This window comes from Nesterenkonia sp. (assembly GCF_029265375.1).
Taxonomy (GTDB): Bacteria; Actinomycetota; Actinomycetes; order Actinomycetales; family Micrococcaceae; genus Nesterenkonia.
Genome location: NZ_JAJUJJ010000017.1, coordinates 33,168 through 49,254, shown reverse-complemented (window position 1 = coordinate 49,254; position 16,087 = coordinate 33,168). Strand labels below are relative to the sequence as shown.

General features: G+C 66.2%; 13 protein-coding genes and 1 riboswitch. Of the genes, 3 read left to right on the top strand and 10 right to left on the bottom strand.

Annotated features, from left to right (window positions below; genetic code table 11):
• Positions 1 to 52: 52 nt before the first annotated feature.
• The gene (gene rplU / locus Q1K09_RS08455) at positions 53 to 361 is read right to left on the bottom strand and encodes a 50S ribosomal protein L21 (RefSeq protein ID WP_300344666.1); all 309 of its coding nucleotides are present in this window, start codon (positions 359 to 361) and stop codon (positions 53 to 55) included.
• A gap of 203 nt (positions 362 to 564) precedes the next feature.
• On the bottom strand, positions 565 to 3,282 hold the full coding sequence (locus Q1K09_RS08450; protein ID WP_300344665.1) for an Rne/Rng family ribonuclease: 2,718 nt from the start codon (positions 3,280 to 3,282) through the stop codon (positions 565 to 567).
• 391 nt (positions 3,283 to 3,673) lie between these two features.
• On the opposite strand from Q1K09_RS08450, the gene Q1K09_RS08445 reads away from it, so the two are divergent.
• Positions 3,674 to 4,339 (top strand): vitamin K epoxide reductase family protein, encoded by a 666-nt coding sequence (locus tag Q1K09_RS08445; RefSeq protein ID WP_300344663.1) that lies wholly within the window; start codon positions 3,674 to 3,676, stop codon positions 4,337 to 4,339.
• Here Q1K09_RS08445 and Q1K09_RS08440 read toward each other — a convergent pair.
• Complete coding sequence (locus Q1K09_RS08440) at positions 4,329 to 5,156, bottom strand: lipoate--protein ligase family protein (RefSeq protein WP_300344661.1); 828 nt, start codon at positions 5,154 to 5,156, stop codon at positions 4,329 to 4,331. The two genes, Q1K09_RS08445 and Q1K09_RS08440, sit on opposite strands and share 11 nt — an antisense overlap.
• A 46-nt stretch (positions 5,157 to 5,202) precedes the next feature.
• On the opposite strand from Q1K09_RS08440, the gene Q1K09_RS08435 reads away from it, so the two are divergent.
• Entirely contained in the window at positions 5,203 to 6,603 is a 1,401-nt protein-coding gene (locus Q1K09_RS08435; RefSeq protein ID WP_300344659.1) for an FAD-linked oxidase C-terminal domain-containing protein, read from the top strand.
• Positions 6,604 to 6,637: 34 nt separating this feature from the next.
• Here the strand turns inward: Q1K09_RS08435 and Q1K09_RS08430 are convergent, their stop codons facing one another.
• The 6 genes from Q1K09_RS08430 to Q1K09_RS08405 all read right to left on the bottom strand — a co-directional run bounded on the left by Q1K09_RS08430 (position 6,638) and on the right by Q1K09_RS08405 (position 14,090).
• The gene (locus tag Q1K09_RS08430; protein ID WP_300344657.1) at positions 6,638 to 7,378 is read right to left on the bottom strand and encodes a cation:proton antiporter; all 741 of its coding nucleotides are present in this window, start codon (positions 7,376 to 7,378) and stop codon (positions 6,638 to 6,640) included.
• A gap of 513 nt (positions 7,379 to 7,891) precedes the next feature.
• Positions 7,892 to 8,848: a class 1b ribonucleoside-diphosphate reductase subunit beta gene (gene nrdF / locus Q1K09_RS08425; protein WP_300344706.1), complete on the bottom strand. Its 957-nt coding sequence runs from the start codon at positions 8,846 to 8,848 to the stop codon at positions 7,892 to 7,894.
• Between the two features lie 89 nt (positions 8,849 to 8,937).
• Complete coding sequence (gene nrdE / locus Q1K09_RS08420) at positions 8,938 to 11,070, bottom strand: class 1b ribonucleoside-diphosphate reductase subunit alpha (protein ID WP_300344703.1); 2,133 nt, start codon at positions 11,068 to 11,070, stop codon at positions 8,938 to 8,940.
• A gap of 11 nt (positions 11,071 to 11,081) precedes the next feature.
• Positions 11,082 to 11,516 (bottom strand): class Ib ribonucleoside-diphosphate reductase assembly flavoprotein NrdI, encoded by a 435-nt coding sequence (nrdI, locus tag Q1K09_RS08415; RefSeq protein ID WP_300344701.1) that lies wholly within the window; start codon positions 11,514 to 11,516, stop codon positions 11,082 to 11,084.
• A gap of 98 nt (positions 11,517 to 11,614) precedes the next feature.
• The gene (nrdH, locus tag Q1K09_RS08410) at positions 11,615 to 11,863 is read right to left on the bottom strand and encodes a glutaredoxin-like protein NrdH (protein ID WP_300344654.1); all 249 of its coding nucleotides are present in this window, start codon (positions 11,861 to 11,863) and stop codon (positions 11,615 to 11,617) included.
• A 331-nt stretch (positions 11,864 to 12,194) separates the two neighbouring features.
• Positions 12,195 to 14,090 (bottom strand): glycerol-3-phosphate dehydrogenase/oxidase, encoded by a 1,896-nt coding sequence (locus Q1K09_RS08405; protein WP_300344652.1) that lies wholly within the window; start codon positions 14,088 to 14,090, stop codon positions 12,195 to 12,197.
• Positions 14,091 to 14,234: 144 nt separating this feature from the next.
• Here Q1K09_RS08405 and Q1K09_RS08400 point away from each other — a divergent pair, with 144 nt between their 5' ends.
• Entirely contained in the window at positions 14,235 to 15,104 is an 870-nt protein-coding gene (locus tag Q1K09_RS08400) for a GTP pyrophosphokinase family protein (protein ID WP_300344649.1), read from the top strand.
• Between the two features lie 9 nt (positions 15,105 to 15,113).
• Here the strand turns inward: Q1K09_RS08400 and thiD are convergent, their stop codons facing one another.
• Positions 15,114 to 15,995: a bifunctional hydroxymethylpyrimidine kinase/phosphomethylpyrimidine kinase gene (thiD, locus tag Q1K09_RS08395; protein ID WP_300344647.1), complete on the bottom strand. Its 882-nt coding sequence runs from the start codon at positions 15,993 to 15,995 to the stop codon at positions 15,114 to 15,116.
• Positions 15,984 to 16,083, bottom strand: a riboswitch (TPP riboswitch). Its footprint overlaps the gene before it by 12 nt.
• Positions 16,084 to 16,087: the final 4 nt, after the last annotated feature.

Sequence of the window (16,087 nt, the reverse complement as noted above, 5' to 3'; positions counted from 1 at the left end):
GGTCTGCCTGCCTCTCAGGAATCTGGAACTGCTGCTAGCTTACCGCGTGCGCTCAGGCGATCGAGGTGATCTTCGCCCGGGTCAGCTCGGAGCGGTGACCCTGACGCTTGTGGTAGCCGGTCTTGTTCTTGAACTTGTGAATGACGATCTTCTTGCCGCGGAAGCTCTCCTGAACCTCGGCGGTGACCTTCACGTTGGCCAGCTCGTCGGCAGAGGTGGTGACCTTGTCCCCGTCCACCAGCATCACTGCCGGCAGCTCGATGGTGCTGCCTGCCTCAGCGTCGACGCGGTCAAGGGTCACGAGGTCTCCGACGGAAACCTTCTCCTGGCGGCCGCCTGCGCGGACAATCGCGTACACCACTTGGGACTCACTTCTCTCGTTGTTACTTGTGGACTGATGGTTGCATCCGGTGGACCGGCTGCATCCTGAGGCGCTGGCACCGACCAGGAGATGCTGTGTGGATCTCGGCGATCTCAGCGCACAAAAGACTGTGGGCGTCACTTGACACCAGAGACCTATCCTACGCGAAACCTGGTGCCCGAGCAAACTGCCGCAGTGGGGCCCTATGTCTGCTCAGGCGTGTGCCCGCTGCGGCCGAGCTCCTCAGCGGAGACCCCGACTCCCAGCATCACCGGCTCCGCGGCGGAGCTGGTCTCAGCCTGCTTCTTCTCCCCGGACGACGACGTCGGCTCGGCGGTCACCTGAGTGCCGGAGGCCTCGGTGGTGACTTCTGTGACCTCGCCTGCTGCGCCCTGGGCGGAGCCGGCGGCACGACGGCGGCGCGGACGGCCGCTTCCGCTGCGCTGCGAAGAGCGGCTGCGCGAGGCCACCGCCTCATCCAAGCTGTCCAGGGAGACCTGCTTCTGCCCGCCGGAGTCCCCTGAGGTCTGCTCGGCACTGCCGCGGGGCACCTTCACCGTTTCGCCTGCGATGGTCAGCACAGTCTTGTCCTGCCCGTCAGCCCCGGCGTCGGGCTTCTCGGACTCGGTCTTCCTCGCGTCGGACCGGCCGGCCTCAGATGCGCCGGAGCCCCCGGCGTCCTCGCCCTCCTCACCGGAGGACTTGCCGTTGGTGGCTGCAGCCACCTTGGCCATGCCCTGGGAGGCCTTCTCCAGCTTCTTCAGCTCTTTGGGATCCGGTTCGCGGTCGGCGTCGTTCTTCTTCCGCTTCTTCCGCTTCTTGGCGTTCTTCCCGGAGGACACCTCACCGGAGGAGGTGTAGGAGGGCCGCTGCTCCACCGGCTCGGGGTGGGTGATGATCCCGCGGCCGGCGCAGTGCTCGCATTCGGTGGAGAAGACCTCCAGCAGGCCGGTGCCCATGCGCTTACGGGTCATCTGCACCAGTCCCAGGGAGGTCACTTCGGCCACCTGGTGCTTGGTGCGGTCCCGTCCCAGGCATTCGACCAGGCGGCGCAGCACCAGGTCGCGGTTGGATTCCAGCACCATATCGATGAAGTCGATGACGATGATGCCGCCGATGTCCCGCAGCCGCAGCTGGCGGACGATCTCCTCGGCGGCCTCCAGGTTGTTCTTGGTGACAGTCTCCTCCAGGTTGCCCCCGGAACCGGTGAACTTGCCGGTGTTGACGTCCACCACGGTCATCGCCTCGGTGCGGTCGAAGACCAGCGAACCTCCGGAGGGCAGGTTCACAGTGCGCTGCAGGGCCTTGTTCAGCTGCTCGTCGATCCGGTGGTGGGCAAAGATGTCATCAGCCTTGTGGTCCTCCGGCCGCCACTGCCGGCAGCGGTCCAGCAGGTGGGGGGCCACATAGGTCACGTAGGCCTCAATATTGTCCCAGGTCTCTTCGCCCTGGACCTCCATGGCGGAGAAGTCCTCATTGAAGACGTCGCGGACCACCTTGATGGTCAGGTCCGGCTCGGCATAGAGCATCTCAGGGGCCAGGACCTTCTTGTCCTTGGCCTGGGACTCGATGCCTTCCCAGAGGGCGCGCAGCCGGTTGATGTCATTGGTCAGCTCTTCCTCAGAGGCGCCTTCGGCGGCGGTGCGCACGATCACCCCGGCGTCGGCGGGCATCTGCTCCTTGAGGATCTTCTTCAGCCGCGCCCGCTCAGTGTCCGGCAGCTTGCGGGAGATGCCGGTCATGGAGCCGCCGGGCACGTAGACCAGATAGCGGCCGGGCAGCGATACCTGACTGGTCAGCCGGGCGCCCTTATGCCCCACCGGGTCCTTGGTGACCTGCACCAGCACCGAGTCCCCTGACTTCAGGGCGTTTTCGATCTTGCGCGGGGCGTTGCCGATATTGGCCGCGTCCCAGTCCACTTCGCCGGCGTAGAGCACGGCGTTGCGGCCCTTTCCGATATCCACGAAGGCGGCCTCCATCGAGGGCAGCACATTCTGGACTTTGCCGAGGTACACGTTGCCGATCAGGGAGTCGGCAGTGGTGTGGGAGACGTAGTGCTCGGCCAGCACGCCATCCTCCAGGACGCCGATCTGGATCCGCTCGCCGCGCTGGCGCACCACCATCTTGCGGTCCACTGACTCGCGGCGGGCCAGGAACTCGGCCTCGGTGATGATGCCGCGGCGGCGTCCTCCGCTGCGGGAGGCGCGGCGGCGCTGCCGTTTGGCCTCCAGCCGGGTGGATCCCTTCACTCCGGTGACTTTGTCCGGCGCGCTCTCCCCGGCCTCGCGGCCGGAGCGGATCCGGGTGACGGTGTGGCCGTCGTCGTCGGACTCTTCGATCTCCATATCAGCCGAGCCGCGGCGGCGGCGCCGCTTCTTGCGGATGACCCGGCCGTCGTCCCCGGTCTCGCCCTCAGCTCCGCCGCTGCTGTTCGCCTCGGCGTTGGAACCCTTCTCCGAGCCGGAGTCCTCGGATGCGCCGGATCCCTGCCCGCCGTTCGAGCCGTTTCCGGCGTCCTTGCTGCTGCGGCCGCCGTCGTTCCCCTCCCCGGAGGGCTCCGCCGAGCCGCTCTGCTCAGGGTTCTCGGACCGGTTCTTGTTCCTGCCTCCGCGGCGACGCTTGCGGCGGCTCTTGCGGCCGCTGGAGCTGCCCTCTGACTTCTCAGCATCCGAGCCGTCGTCGTCGGCGTCGTCCTCGCCGGAGGGCACGTGCTGCTGGCCGTTCAAGTCCTTGGGACTGGGGGCGGGAATGCTGGAGAGATCCGGTGCCTGGAATGTCACATCCAGGGGGTCCTCCACCGCAGCAGGCTCGGCGGCGGGTGCCTCGGTGGCCTCCGAGGACTTCTCACTCCCCAGCTGAGGCGGGCGGAAGGGGTTGAAGATCTCTTCGGGTTCGTTCGCGGAGGTGGTTGTGTCGGTCATGAAAGGTAGGTCTGCTTCCGCCGCGGGCGCCTGCCGCCACACTCAGCGGGTCCACGCGGCTCTCGTCATGGAATTCTCTTGTTCAGCCGTCACCACCGGGCGCTGCCTGGACTCTGGTTGAGCCGGCGCGCTCTGCACGGTGTGCGACGTCCGTCACTCGCGGGTCGAACAGTCAGGGAGCTGACGCATCAGGCGGCATCTTCTGCAAAGTCCTCGTGTGTCTCCGTGCGGACCTTCATCGTCCACGACGGGTGCCTGCCTGCTGTGTTCAGTTGTGCTTGTTCCTGCCAGTGAAAGCCTTCTCGAAGTGCAGGTGTGGTCTGCGGCTCCGATGTGTTCAGTATCGCACACCATGGCCAGGGCCTCAGGTTCGGTGCGTACCATGGGGGCTATGTCGACGACTCTCACCGCCCCGGATGCCGGGGCTGGGGACCCGTCTGAGCCGGCCGCGCAGACTGGTGATTCCGGGCGTGTCCCCGCTTTCGCCCGCCCAGTCGGGTTCGTGGTGTGGCTGCTGGTCACCGGCGCTGTCGGTGCGGCGGCCAGCTTCCTGCTGCTGTATGAGCGGGTGCTGCTGTGGAGCAACCCGGACCATGTCACCGCCTGCGATGTGAACCCGTGGGTCTCCTGCGGCGCGGTGATGAACACCTGGCAGGCCTCCACCTTCGGATTCCCCAATATCTTCCTGGGCGTGGTGGGCTTCCCGGTGCTGATGGCGGTGGCGGTCAGCCTGGCCGCCGCGGCCGGGCGCATGCCGCGCTGGTACTACGCCGGGCTGCAGGCCGGTGTGGTGTTCGCCTTCGGCTTCTGCGTCTGGCTCTGGGCGAACGCGGTCTACGTGATCGGGGTGCTGTGCCCCTACTGCATGGTGGTCTGGGCTGCAGTGATCCCGCTGGCCGTTGTAACCACCGCGCGCAATCTGGTCCATGGGGTCATTCCCGCCTCCGCGGCGGTGCGCAGAGTTGCTGCCGACTGGTGGTGGGTGGCAGTGATTGTGCTCTACCTGCTGGTGTTCGCCTCCATACTGGTCCGCTTCAGCTACGCGTTCACCGGCTGAGGCCGCACCTCCCCTGGGCACCATCCCCGGCCGAGACCGGGGCGCCACCACGCCCGGGGCATTCGGCCGCGGTCTCCAACTCCTCCAGCTGCCAGTAGCGGCTGTACTGCTCGATGACCGCCTGCTCCACGGCGTCGGCTGTGACCCCCGGCGCCAGGTCCTCGGCCGCCCCTGCGGTCAGCGGGTCCCACGGCATCTGCAGGGCCTCGTAGACCTCGGAGAGCACTCGGCGAATCGGCCGGCCGTCCTCGACCACGATGGAGGAGGAGAACAGCCAGCCGGTGGCGATCTGCCGCTGGGCCGTTCCCACGAGCTTGATCCGCACATCGGGCTGGCCGGGCAGCACTGCGTGCACCGAATGGTCTCCGGCGCAGTACTCCCCCGGTATGGGTCCCACTGCTGCGTCCACCCCTACTGTGCGCAGCGCATCGGCGTAGAGCTCGGCAAAGGCGGCGAAGCGGGCCTGTGACTCGCGGATGGGGTCCGGATCCGGTTCGATGTGGTCGATCACCAGAGAACCGCGGTGATAGGCGGCTGCCCTGCCCCCAGCCCGGCGCACCACGGGGGTGAATCCGAGCCTGCGGGATGCCTGTTCGGCTGCGGCGAATCCGGAGAGCCTGCGGTCCCGCTGCCCGAAGGCCACTGTCGGCTGCGGCCGGTAGATCCGCAGCATCGGCCCGGTGGCCAGCGGATCTGCCGGATCCACCGCGTAGCGGCGGGTGCCTTCCAGCAGCTGCAGCGCCGCCTGCAGGTCCTCTGCAGCCCCCAGACTCGCCGCTGGGCGGTAGAGGGTCAAAACCTGCTGCGCCGATGACATGGACCACAAGTCTAGTTCAGCGGCCGCAGCCGCTAGTCTCTGCAGTATGACGACGACGCCGCAGACTGTGGGTCCCCAGCTGGTCGAAGCTCTGGAGCAGGCCGTGACGCCGGCAGCGGTGCTGGCTGAGCCCTTCGCACTGCATGAGTTCTCCCATGACCGGTCCTTTCACCACTGGGAGCCGCCCGAGGCAGTGGTGCGGCCGCGCAGCACCGCCGAGGTCGCGGCCGCGGTGCGGGTCTGTGCTGACTTTGGCGTCCCGGTGGTCCCGCGCGGTGCGGGCACCGGGTTGGAGGGCGGCGCGAACACCACCGGTGAGAGCGTCTGCATTGATCTCTCTCGGATGGACGCTGTGCTGGAGGTCGCTGCTGACGATATGTATGCCCGTGTGCAGGCAGGGGTGATGAAGTCCGCACTGAACGCCGCTGCGGCGGGGCACGGCCTGCACTTCCCCGCCGGGCCTGGGGTGGACGCGAGCATCGGAGGGATGGCCGCCACCTCGGCCAGCGGGACTATGGCGGTCAGCTGCGGCACGGTTGCAGACAATGTCCTGCGACTCACTGCCGTGTTGGGCGACGGGTCTGTCATCACCACCGGTTCGGCGGCGCCGAAGACCTCGGCAGGCTATGACCTGACGCGTCTGCTGGTGGGCTCCGAAGGAACTCTGGGCATCATCACCGAGGTGACCGTGCGGCTGCACCCGGTGCCTGAGGAGGTGGCTATGGGCATCTGGACCATGCCGTCCCTGCAGGCCGCGGCGGAACTGGTGGTCACCGGTCTGCGCGCGGGGGTGCGGTTCTCGCGGGTGGAGCTGCTGGATGCGACCACCGTTGAGGCGCTGCGGGGCTATCGCGGGTTCTCGGCTCCTCCGGCACCGACTCTGATGGTCGAGTTCGCCGGGGCCGCCGGGGAGGCTGCCGCACTGTACCGGCGTTTCACCGCCCTGGCGGAGAAGGCGGGCGCAGCGGAGCATTCAGCGGCGGAGGATCCTGACGACGTCGGCCGTCTGTGGCAGGTGCGTCATGATGCTCTGCCGGCCGCGCTGGCACTGGTGCCGGGGGCTTCGGCGCTGCCGACTGATGTATGTGTGCCCATCTCACAGCTGCCGGCCAACGTCATCCAGGCTCGGCGCGATGTGGAGGAGCTGGGACTGACCGCCCCGATTGTGGGGCATGTCGGTGATGGCAATTTCCATGTGGCCATCCTGCTGCCCCCAGGAGATGAGCAGGCTGCCGAGCGGGCCGCCGAACTCAACCGCCGCCTGGTGGACCGTGCCCTGGCTGCCGGAGGCACCTGCACCGGGGAGCACGGCATCGGTGCAGGGAAGATCGCCTCGCTGGCTGCCGAACACGCTTCGGCCCTGCCGGCTATGCGGGCGATCAAAGCCGCTCTGGACCCGCACGGCATTATGAACCCGCATAAGGTCTTGCCGAGCAGATCTGCCTGAGGTCTGGGACGGCACCTGGCTGAGCCGGGCGGGGTCACGCTGTCCTGCTCGGCGCCTCGGCCTCGTCGCTGCTCTGGGACTGGTGACGCTTGAGCCAGGCGCTGATCGGCGCGGCGGAGAGTCCGTGGATCAGCACTGATGCCGTGATCGCTAGGGACGCATAGGTGAAGATCTCCGGGTTGCCGGTGTGCTTCTCGGCCAGGGTGGCGTAGAACAGCGCCGAGACGCCGATAGGGGCGAACCAGCTGAGGAAGAAGGTCTGCGGGCGGTTGTGCAGAGTCCGGAACAGCGGGCGCAGGGTCCAGATGGTGACGAGCCGGCGTCCCAGAATCGCGGCGATGACGATGATCGGAGCCCACCAGTGGAGCTGGGGGGGGCTGGTCATCAGCAGTATGGGCAGCATCACGAACAGATAGGCCAGACCGTCGTTGATCCCGCTTTCCACCGAGAGGTTGTACCGGACTCGCTCGGGGACCTTCTCCTCTGCCAGCGAGCCGGTGACGATTGGGGTGGTCACCACTGGGTGGGTGGGGGTGATGATCGCCCCGATCATCAGTGCCATGACGAAGGGAACGGTCAGCCCCGCCCAGAGGGCGCCGGTGCCCACTGCGAGCATGGCGGCCATACCTATCCCGATGATGACCAGCAGCCAGCGAAGGTTGCGCTTCCAGTATCCGTGCGGCAGCCGCAGCGCGACGCCGGTCAGTCCGACGGCAAGAGTGAGTCGTGCTCCCTGCTCCAGCAGCGTGCTGGTGGGGACCCCGAAGTCTTCCATGCGGATCAGCCCCAGTGCGTAGGGGGCCGATGAGGACGCCGAAGGCCAGCGCGAGCAGCGGCCCTGGGAGGCTGAGCCGCTGAAACAATGTGGAGAACAGCGAAAGGACGACGACGGCTCCGGCGAACAGCGCCAGCACAAGATTTACGCCCATGAAGCCCCTTCCGTCAGTGGGTGAGGACATCGTGGTGGTCCGCACCCGGCGGCCACCTGGTCCTCACCCTAGGCGGGCCCGCAACCATGGGGCCACCTCTCAGGGCACACCCGTCCTACGTCCACCGGCCGCCGCGTGCTCGGTTTCGTCCCGAGCCGCATCACCAGCAGCGCATCACGGCGGGTCCAGACTGAGGCTCCTGCGAGCGACGCCGGCGATCAGTGGCGCACCAAGGACGGTCAGGCAAGCACCTGCAATGAGGAGGCACGAAAAAGGGCCCGGACCTGCAGAAACCTGCGGATCCGGGCTCCTTGCCAGGCCTTACGGCGACAACTCAGGACATCTGTCTTGAGAAAGTCTCAGAAGTCCCAGTCCTCGTCTTCGGTCTCCACGGCCTTGCCGATGACGTAGCTGGATCCGCTACCGGAGAAGAAGTCATGGTTCTCGTCCGCATTGGGGCTGAGGGCGGAGAGGATCGCCGGGTTCACATCGGTCACGTCCGAGGGGAACATGGCCTCATAGCCCAGGTTCATCAGCGCCTTGTTGGCGTTGTAGTGCAGGAACTTCTTCACATCCTCGGCCAGGCCGACGCCGTCGTAGAGGTCGTGGGTGTACTGCACCTCATTCTCGTAGAGCTCGAACAGCAGATCGAAGGTGTAGTCCTTCAGCTCCTGCCGGCGCTGCTCTGTCTCAGCCTCCAGGGCGCGCTGATACTTATAGCCGATGTAGTAGCCGTGCACGGCCTCGTCGCGGATGATCAGCCGGATGATGTCAGCAGTGTTGGTCAGCTTTGCCCGTGAGGACCAGTGCATGGGCAGGTAGAAGCCGGAGTAGAAGAGGAAGGACTCCAGAATGGTGGAGGCCACCCGCTTCTTCAGCCCGTCGTCGCCGTGGTAGTAGTCCATGACGATCTGCGCCTTGTGCTGCAGATTCTCATTCTCCCGCGACCAGCGGAAGGCGTCGTCGATCTCCTTGGTGGAGCACAGGGTGGAGAAGATCTGCGAGTATGACTTCGCGTGCACGCTCTCCATGAACGCGATATTGGTCAGCACCGCCTCCTCATGCTGAGTCAGCGAATGCGGAATCAGCGCCACTGCGCCCACGGTCCCCTGGATGGTGTCCAGCAGGGTCAGGCCGGTGAAGACCCGCATAGTAAGGGTCTTCTCCTCCTCGGTCAACGTGGCCCAGGACTGCACATCATTGGAGACCGGCACCTTCTCAGGCAGCCAGAAGTTGTTGACCAGGCGGTTCCAGACCTCGCCGTCCTTCTCATCGGGCAGGCGGTTCCAGTTGATCGCCTCGACGTGGTCGAGCAACGTCGATTGGGTTTCGGTCGCAGCTGAGGTGGTCACGTGACGTGGGTCCTTCTCTTCGTGTGCAGGTGGGAGGTGAGGATGACGGCGCCCTACAGCATGCAGGAGACGCAGCCCTCCACTTCGGTACCCTCAAGGGCCAGCTGGCGCAGCCGGATGTAGTAGAGGGTCTTGATGCCCTTCTTCCACGCGTAGATCTGCGCCTTATTGATATCGCGCGTGGTGGCCGTGTCCTTGAAGAACAGGGTCAGGCTCAGCCCCTGGTCGACGTGCTGGGTGGCCGCCGCATAGGTGTCGATGATCTTCTCGTAGCCGATCTCATAGGCATCCTGGTAGTACTCCAGGTTGTCATTGCTCATGTACGGCGCCGGGTAGTAGACCCGGCCGATCTTGCCCTCCTTGCGGATCTCAATCGGCGAGGCCACCGGGTGGATCGAGGAGGTCGAGTTGTTGATGTAGCTGATCGACCCGGTCGGCGGCACAGCCTGCAGGTTCTGGTTGTAGAGACCATGGGCGGCCACCTCGGACTTCAGCGCGCGCCAGTCCTCCTGGGTGGGGATGTGCACCTCGGAGAAGAGCTCACGGACCCTGGCGGTCTTCGGCTCCCACACCTGTTCGGTGTACTTGTCGAAGAACTCACCGGTGGCGTACTTCGAGTTCTCGAAGCCGTCGAAGGTCTCGCCGGTCTCCTTCGCGATCCTGTTGGATGCCCGCAGGCAGTGGTACAGCACCGTGTAGAAGTAGATATTGGTGAAGTCCAGGCCCTCTTCTGAGCCGTAGTGGATACGCTCGCGCGCCAGGTAGCCGTGCAGGTTCATCTGCCCCAGCCCGATGGCGTGGCTGCGCCTATTCCCCTCCGCGATGGAGGGCACCGACTCGATATAGGACATATCCGAGACGGCGGTCAGCGTACGGATCGCCGTCTCGATGGTCTGCCCGAAGTCCGGGGAGTCCATCGTCTTGGCGATGTTCAGCGAACCGAGGTTGCAGGAGATGTCCTTACCCACCTGGGCATACCCCAGATCGGGGGTGTACTCGCTGGGTTCGGAGACCTGCAGGATCTCTGAGCACAGGTTGGACATGGTGATGCGCCCAGCAATCGGGTTCGCCCGGTTCACCGTGTCCTCGAACATGATGTAGGGGTAGCCGGACTCGAACTGGATCTCAGCCAGAGTGGTGAAGAACTCCCGGGCATTGATCTTGGTCTTGCGGATCCGGGCGTCGTCGACCATCTCGTAGTACTTCTCGGTCACCGAGATCTCGCTGAACGGCTTGCCGTAGACGCGTTCGACGTCGTACGGGCTGAACAGGTACATATCCTCGTTCCGCTTGGCCAGCTCGAAGGTGATATCCGGGATCACCACGCCCAGCGAAAGGGTCTTGATGCGGATCTTCTCATCCGCGTTCTCCCGCTTGGTGTCCAGGAACCGGTGGATGTCCGGGTGGTGGGCGTTGAGGTAGACCGCCCCGGCGCCCTGCCGGGCTCCCAGCTGGTTGGCGTAGCTGAAGGAGTCTTCCAGCAGCTTCATCACCGGGATCACGCCCGAGGACTGGTTCTCGATCTGCTTGATCGGTGCGCCGTGCTCACGGATATTGGTCAGCGACAGCGCCACTCCCCCGCCGCGCTTGGACAGCTGCAGGGCGGAGTTGATGCCCCGGGCGATGGACTCCATATTGTCCTCGATGCGCAGCAGGAAGCAGGAGACCAGCTCGCCGCGCTGCTTCTTGCCGGCGTTGAGGAACGTAGGTGTCGCCGGCTGGAAGCGGCCAGAGATGATCTCCTCCATAATCCGCTCAGCCAGCTGCTCGCTTCCGCGGGCCAGGTGGAGGGCCACCATGCAGACCCGGTCCTCGAAGCGCTCCAGGTACCGCTTGCCGTCGAAGGTCTTCAGCGCATAGGAGGTGTAGAACTTGAATGCACCGAGGAAGGTCGGGAAGCGGAATTTGTGCGCGTAGGCCGAGTCCCACAGCCGGTGGATGAACTCCCGGCTGTACTGCTGCAGGGTCTCCGGCTCGTAGTAGTCGTTCTCGACCAGGTACTTCAGCTTCTCATCCAGGTCGTGGAAGAAGACGGTGTTGACGTTGACGTGGTCCAGGAAGTACTTGCGGGCAGCCAGCTGATCGGCCTCGAACTGGATCTCGCCGTTGGGGCCGTAGAGATTCAGCATGGCGTTGAGCTCGTGGTAGCTCAGCCCCTCCCACTGCGGGGGGACTTCCTTGGCCAGTGCCGGCTCGTCTACGCGGCTGAGAGGCTTGACTGCTGTTTCCAAAACTCTTCCAATCCCTTGTGGACCTTGGACACGTCTTCACTCGTGCCCATCAGCTCGAACCTGTACAGATGGGGGACGCCGCATTTGGCGGCCACTATGTCCCCAGCGATGCAGTAGCTGTCGTGAAAATTTGTGTTGCCGGCGCCGATCACTCCGCGCAGCAGCCGGCGGTTCTGCTCCACGTTGAGAAACTTCACCACCTGCTTGGGCACTGAGCCGCGGCCCCCGCCGGCCCCGTAGGTGGGCAGCATGAGCACAAACGGCTCGGTGGCCAGCAGCGTCTCCGTGCCGGTGTGCAGGGGCAGACGCGCAGCCTGCCCCTCAGGCAGCTGCAGCTTCTCCACGAATCGGTGCGTGTTGTTGGACACCGAGGAGAAGTAGATCAGCGACGCTGACGTCATCTGCGTGCTGCTCGTCTGCACGTGGTGCCTCCTGTTGCACGATGGTTTGCGGAGGATGGCGGCACAGGTGCCGCCGCCGAAAGGCCGGGCGCCTGCGCTCAGGCGGCAGCCTGGGCGGCCTCACCCGACGCCAGGGCGGAGATCTTGTCCGGACGGAACCCGGACCAGTGGTCGGATTCGGTGATCACCACGGGGGCCTGCATGTAGCCCAGCGCCCGCACTCGCTCCAGAGCCTCGGCATCCTGGGAGATGTCCACGGTCTTGTAGGTGACCCCATTCTTGTCCAGAGCACGGTAGGTGGCATTGCACTGCACGCATGCGGGCTTGGTGTAGACGGTGACGCTCATGCTGATCCCCTAGTGAAGTGTCGTGTGCTTTCGAGGTACTCCCGATACTACATCTTGGGTCAGACGAAGTCACTAACCACAAGATGCTGTACTCACATCAGTGTAGTTATCCACGGCCTGTGTACAAGTGCTGTGGAGGGCGTGTTCGGCTCCATGGCAGGGAACCGGCGACGACGACCGGTGAATCTCCACAGGTGGGGACAGCGCGGACTGACAGAAAATCGGGGCGATTCAGCGGCATCCCGGGCGTGTCGCGGCGGCTGCGGACGCATCCCGCGGTCGGGCTGATCAGCATACGGGCGGGGCGCGCCGACCCCGGCGCCCGACTTTCTCAGCCCAGGCGGTCTCTGCCTGCCGCAGCCTCCTCCGGAGCGGCGGCCTGCTGGCGGCCCGCCTGCTCCGGGGCTGGGTAGTGTGCGGCGACCAGCGCGCTGGCCTGATCATCCGAACCGGTCTGCTCGGCCTGGCGCTGGGCCTCCACAAAACCTTCGTAGGCCTCGCGCTCAGCCCGGCGACGCTGCCGGTCCCAGTCCAGGGCGCCGCCCATCAGTTCGAGAATCTCCTCCACGGCCGCCAGTCCACGGTCAGCGCGCTCATGCACCAGGCGGGTGCGCCGGGCCATCACATCGTCCAGATGCACCGCTCCTTCGGCAGTGACCGCGTAGACGATCTCGGCACGCAGATACCCCGGGGCGTGCTGCAGCGGCCGGCCCAGGTCCGGATCATCGTCGATGAGCTCCAGCAGCTCGGGCAGCAGGGAGCCGTATCGGTTCAGCAGCCGGTCCACCCGCTGGGCGTCCCAGCCGTAGTCCTGCATCAGCTCCTCGCTGCGGTCCACCCATTCTCCGTATCCCTGGGCCCCGGCCAGGGGAAGGGCCGCGGTGATGCTGGCCCGGTCCTTGAAGGTGCCTTCGGCGGCGAAGTCCACCGCGTCCTCGGCCATGACCCGGTAGGTGGTCAGCTTCCCGCCGGCCACACCGGTCAGGCCCGGGGCCAGCTGCATCACCGCGTGCTCCCGGGAGACCCGCGCGGAACCGGAGTCATCGGCTGTGACCGGCTGCAGCAGCGGCCGCAGCCCGGCCCAGGTGGCCAGCACGTCGGAGCGGGTGAGGTTCTCCCCCAGCACCGCATTGGCGTGCTCCAGCACATAGTCGATGTCCTGGCTGGTCGCCGTCGGGGAGTCCACCGGTTCGTGCCAGGCCGTATCCGTGGTGCCGATGGCCCAGACATCGCGCAGCGGAATCAGGAACAGCACCGACTTCTCGGTCTGGGTGATCACACCCACCGTGCCCTCCGCAGCGATCCGCTCCCGCGGCACAGTGATGTGGATGCCTTTCGAGGCCAGCACCCGCAGCCCGGTGCTGGCCTCGGCATCTGCCGGGGAAGCATCCGGCTGCAGGGCCTGACGCTGAGCCTGGCCGGTCCACACGCCGGCGGCCAGAATCGTCTCAGCGGCATGGACGTCGATCTCCTCCCCGCTGAGCGCATCGCGCACCCGCGCTCCGGTGATCCGCTGGGGATCCTCCGGGTCGCCGTGCAGATAGTCCACTGCTCGGGCGCGGGAGACGACGGCGGCTCCGAGGCTGTGTGCCGAGCGCGCCAGGGTGAGCACCAGCCGGGCGTCGTCGACCTGGGCGTCGTAGTACTCCAGTCCTCCGTGGAACTTCTCAGCGTCCAGGGCGGGGAAGCGTTCGCGCAGCCGGGCCCGTCCCAAATGCCGGTGGTAGGGCACGGCCCGGGACCGCGCCCCGCGCAGCAGGGAGGAACCGGTGGCCAGCGTGTCGTAGAGGGTCACGCCCGAGCCGACGAACGCCCGCTCCACCACATGCTTCTCGAACGGGAAGATGAACGGCAGCGGGCGGACCAGATGCGGGGCGAGCCGGCGCAGCAGCAGATCGCGTTCGCGCAGCGCCTCGGCCACCAGTTTGAAGTCCAGCATCTGCAGGTACCGCAGCCCGCCGTGCACCAGTTTGGAGGACCGCGAGGAGGTTCCCTGCCCGAAGTCCTGGGCCTCCACCAGCCCCACGCGCAGGCCCCGGCCGGCGGCGTCGAAGGCGGCGGCTGCCCCCACGACTCCCCCGCCGACCACCAGCACATCCAGCGGCCCGGTCTCCGGCCGCCCGAGTTCGGCGTCGGCGCTCTGGGCAGGCTCAGCGGTGGCTCGCAGGCGGCTCAGCGCGTCCCTGCGGGCCTGGGTGTTCAGCGGCTGCGGCTTCACATCCTCCACATTACGCCATCACCGAATCGTGACCTGCAGGGTCTTCACAGATTGCGCTTCTAGAGTTGAGAATCGAGACAGTGAACGTTGCACCGTTCGCAGTGGGCCGGCCGTCGGCGCGCTGATGACATATGACCGTCAGGAGAATCATCTATGTCCTCTGGTGTGACTCCAACAGAGGAGATACCGACCAATGAACTCGTCAGACAGGCCGAGGGGGACCTCTACCGGAAGCTGCTGGACCAGCTGAACAGCAGGGCCGATGAGAACGGCTCCACCAGCTCCATGGACCGGCTGGTGGATATGCGACGGCAGCTCACCGAGTTTCAGCTGCACTACAAGTTCGGCATGGACGAGGTCCTCACCAAGATCAATGTGCTGCGCGAGGAGTTCGAGCACACCCGGGACTACTCCCCCATCGAGCATGTCAACTACCGGCTGAAATCCCTGGAGCGGATCCTGGACAAGGTCCAGCGCTACGGCTGCGAGCCGACCCTGGAGGGCATCCGGCGGTCGATCCGCGACATCGCCGGCATCCGCATCACCACCAGCTTCGTCTCCGATGCCTACTGGGTGGCGGAGATGCTCTGCTCCCAGCCGGATATCCAGGTGGCGGAGGTCAAGGACTACATCCGCACCCCGAAGCCCAACGGCTACCAGAGCCTGCATGTGATCCTGCAGGTTCCGGTCTTCCTGTCCAACCGCACGGAGTTCGTGTTCGTGGAGGTCCAGATCCGCACCGTCGCCATGGACTTCTGGGCCTCCCTGGAGCACAAGATCTACTACACCTATGAGGGCGAGGTGCCCCGGGACATTCTGGACGAGCTGCGCGACGCCGCCGACAAGGCTGCCGCCCTGGATGCCCAGATGGCTGAGATCCGAGAGAAGGTCACCGCGCTGCAGAACCAGGCCCCGACCCCGCCGCACGGCGGCGCCGGGCCGACTCCCTCCGACCGTCCGCCGGTGTGGAACTGGGAGGACATCGTCAACAAGGTCAACAACGACGGCGACCCGCGGAACTGAACCGCCGCCTCAGCGGTAGAGCTGGGCGAAGTGATGAACCGGGCCGTGACCGCGGCCGACGTCGAGCGCATCCGCCCCGCCCAGCGCCTGGGTCATCCATTCCTTGACGTTCTCCAGGGCCTGCTCCCAGCTGCACCCGCGGGCACGCAGCGTGGCCATCGCCGCAGAGACTGAGCAGCCGGTGCCATGGGTGCTGGTGGTCTCCACCCGTGGCGCGCTGACCTGGTGGGCTGCAGGCCGCTTCCCCTCGGCGGCGGGGAACACCAGGGTGTCGATGACCTGGTCGCCGCCCAGGTGGCCGCCCTTGGCCAGCACTGCCGCGCCGTGGGCATCGGCAACAGTCTCCGCCTGGCCGATCAGCTCTTCAGGGCTGCCGGCCGGCTCCCCGGCGGCCAGCAGGGCCAGCTCCGGCACATTCGGGGTGATCAGGTCCGCCCGGTGCAGGAATTCGATCAGCGACTCCTCCGCCTCCGGCTCCAGAAGCCGGTCCCCGCTGGTGGCGACCATCACCGGGTCCACCACCAGCACCGGAGCCGCCGCATGCACCCCAGCACCGCCGGCGACTGGGCCGCGGTAGGTCTCATCCCACCACGCGGCGACCTCGGCGATGATCTCGGCGGTGCCCAGCATGCCGATCTTGACCGCATCGACGGCGACGTCGTCGCTGACCGCCTCCAGCTGCTCGCGCAGAAAGCTGGTGGGCGGCACGTGGATGCTGCGCACGCCCTGGGTGTTCTGCGCCACCAGGGCGGTGACCGCGCACATTCCGTATCCGCGGTGGGCGGCGATGGACTTCAGATCGGCCTGGATGCCTGCCCCGCCGGTGGGGTCGGTTCCGGCGATGGAGAGAACATTGGGGATGGTGCGCGGTGTCTGCACTGCGGAGTCCACGAGCATTCCCTTCGATGGTGCTAGCCAACAGGTTCAACGGGTGTGTTCTCAGCCTGCCGCCGCGCGGCAGGCACCCCGTGCTGTGGATCTAC